General features: G+C 67.2%; 3 protein-coding genes. All 3 read right to left on the bottom strand.

Annotated features, from left to right (window positions below):
• A partial coding sequence (locus WA805_RS14185) for a hypothetical protein (RefSeq protein WP_425242556.1) occupies positions 1-709 on the bottom strand: 709 nt, incomplete at its 3' end.
• A gap of 980 nt (positions 710-1,689) precedes the next feature.
• A complete protein-coding gene (locus WA805_RS14180; protein ID WP_422270746.1) occupies positions 1,690-1,926 on the bottom strand; it encodes a hypothetical protein in 237 nt (78 codons plus the stop codon).
• 19 nt (positions 1,927-1,945) lie between these two features.
• Positions 1,946-2,551 (bottom strand): NAD(P)/FAD-dependent oxidoreductase (locus tag WA805_RS14175; RefSeq protein WP_425242555.1); only part of this gene is annotated, 606 nt, incomplete at its 5' end.

The raw sequence follows: 2,551 nt of genomic DNA, 5'->3' as shown, positions 1-2,551 counted from the left end.
GAAGGTAGCTCTGGGCGGCACCGACATTGACGTCACTGAATCCGGGCGCCTCGACCAGCATCGTGTTCGCCTTGCCGTTGGTCTTCGCGACCGCCCAGGCTGCGAGCAGGGCCTTCTGGACACCTTCAGCGGACGGGACGACGGCGCTGTAGCCGTCCCCGTCCGTGGAGTCCTGGTGGATGTCGACGGTGTAGATGCTGGCCGCCTTGGCCGAGGCCAGCGCCGGACCGGCCCAGATGGCCGGGATGACGACGGAGATGATCGCGTTCGGCTTGCCAAGCAGAGCCTGCTGCATCGCGGCGAGCTCGGCCGGCTGCGTGGGAGAGCTGGCCGGGAAGATGGTCACCGTCCAGCCGAGCTTGGTCCCGATCGCCTTGATGAGGTGCGCGGCGTACGGCACGTACCCGGAGGGGATGCCGTAGACGACGTCTACCTTCAGTGGCTTGCTCGGCGGCGCCGTGGCAGCGGGCATGTCCGACGCCTTCCACGGCACGATGCCGCTCGCGGGGACCGTGCCGAAGGACGGGCCGGTGACCGCGGCCGCGTGCGCCCTGTCCAGCAGTTGCTGGGACTGCGTCACGTAAGCGTCGCCGCCCGAGCTGCTGGCGCTGCTGCTGTCCGAACTGGTGGCCGCGCTGGACCCGCTGCTGCTGCTACTACTGCTTGATGAACAGGCGGCTAGCGTGGCCAGAGCCGCCGCACCGATCATGAACTTAACCGCTGCTCTCGAAGGGTGGCCGGCCGCACCGCGAGTGGTGCGATGCACGAAACTTTTGGCCATTATCTGTATCTCCCTTGTTTGGAATTGACTTGCGTTGAAGCCGGACGATTCGCGAAAGGGTGTTGAGGTTTGCCGGAACCATTGGCGTAACCGGCTTCGGTTCCTGCGAAAAGGCCCTCGCCCGCGACCTGGACTGGCCGACCGCGGCTTAGCCTTTTCTCGCACCGGCCGCAATCAAGTCCGCGATGTTCGTCGATGCCGAAGCAGCTTGCGCTCTGCGGGCGGCAGCGCCCGCGAACGCGGGGACCCGCTCGCTGTGCGTGGTGTGGTCATCGGCGACCCTTAGTGAGTGCTACGCGTTTCTGCAGACGCTCCTCCGTGACCCGCCGCCGCTGTAGGGGTGAATGACCCTAGTGCGCACCCCTATCGGTGCCCGGCAGCGACAGGAGGCGGGTTTCATGCTTCCGAAAGCCCTGGTGAGCGCTAACGGCCGACCGCGAGGGGTCACTGGAAAGAGGCTCGGTTCGCCTGGGTCGGCGCCGCTCCGTTCGGCCGATCACAGCCAGGCGCATCGGCTCTTGAATCACGCCGGCCAGTATCCGGCCGCGCCGTGGCGCTGTCTCTTCTGGGCGTGGGCGATCGTCTTCGGTTGTGACCGGGTGTGGCGGCGCGAAAGCGAGTGCGTGTCTTACTCGCCAGATCATCTGGCGGTCAGATCCTATGAGGCTGCCTGTACGCATCCACTCCACTGCGCGCGCATCTGGGCCCAGAGCCTCATGAGGGAGGTCAGGCCCTGTGCCATGACCTGGCCGAACCCGCCCTTACCCCCGCGTACCCAGTCCTTGACTAGCCACCCTTCGACGAAGCCCGACTCCTGGAGATAGGCAGTGAAATGATGTCGCTCGGCCAGGTAGCTCACCGCTTCGTCCAGCCTCTCAAGGTCATCGAGCGGCGGGCGGGTCCAGCGTTCATAGCTGCCGCATGGCGCTGTCGCTCAGGCGCATGGGGGCGTCTGGCGGTGGGTGCTCACAACAGGTCCTCCTTGCGTTCGCCGAGCTCCGGGCGGTGTTGGCGACGACGGACCAGGCCACGGTGCCGAGGATGGCCAAGCCGATCGAGCCGCCGGCCATTCGGCCGGTGTTGACCAGGCTGGAGGCCAGGCCCACGTCCTGGTCATCAACTTTGGACAGGGCGATCAGGGTCAACGGCGGCGCACACCTTGGGTTAGTTGCGGTTGCCACGTAGGTAGTCGTGGACCAGACGGATCGCGACCGAGCCCTCGCCAACGGCGGACGCTACCCGTTTCACCGACCCGCAGCGGACGTCGCCGACCGCGAAGACCCCGGGCAGGCTGGACTCCAGCAGCATGGGGGCACGCTGGAGCGGCCAGCCCTCCGCAGGGTAGCCGCCCGCCATGAGGTCAGGCCCGGTGACTACGAACCCCCAACGGTCGCGCCTGATGCCGTCTGGCAGCCACTGGGTGCGGGGCTCGGCTCCGATCAGCACGAATACTGCCGCGGCCGGAACAGTCTGGATCGCCCCGGACGCCTGGTCCAGGAGGGTCAGGCTCTCCAGGCGGCCCGTCCCGCCGCCGCCGGTCACGACGGCGTTGTACCGTACGGCGATGTTGGGCGTGCTGGTGATCTCCTTGACTAGGTACTCGGACATGCTGTCGGCCAGTGACTGGCCCCGGACCAGCATTGTCACCCTGGCGGCGTACCTGGCGAGGTGGACGGCGGCCTGGCCTGCGGAGTTCGCGCCGCCAACCACGAACACCTGCCGGTCCTTCATCGCCTTGGCCTCGGAGGTGGCGGCGCCGTAGAACACGCC

This window comes from Trebonia sp., assembly GCF_049794275.1.
GTDB lineage: Bacteria > Actinomycetota > Actinomycetes > Streptosporangiales > Streptosporangiaceae > Trebonia.
This window is presented reverse-complemented; position numbering and strand designations above follow the sequence as displayed.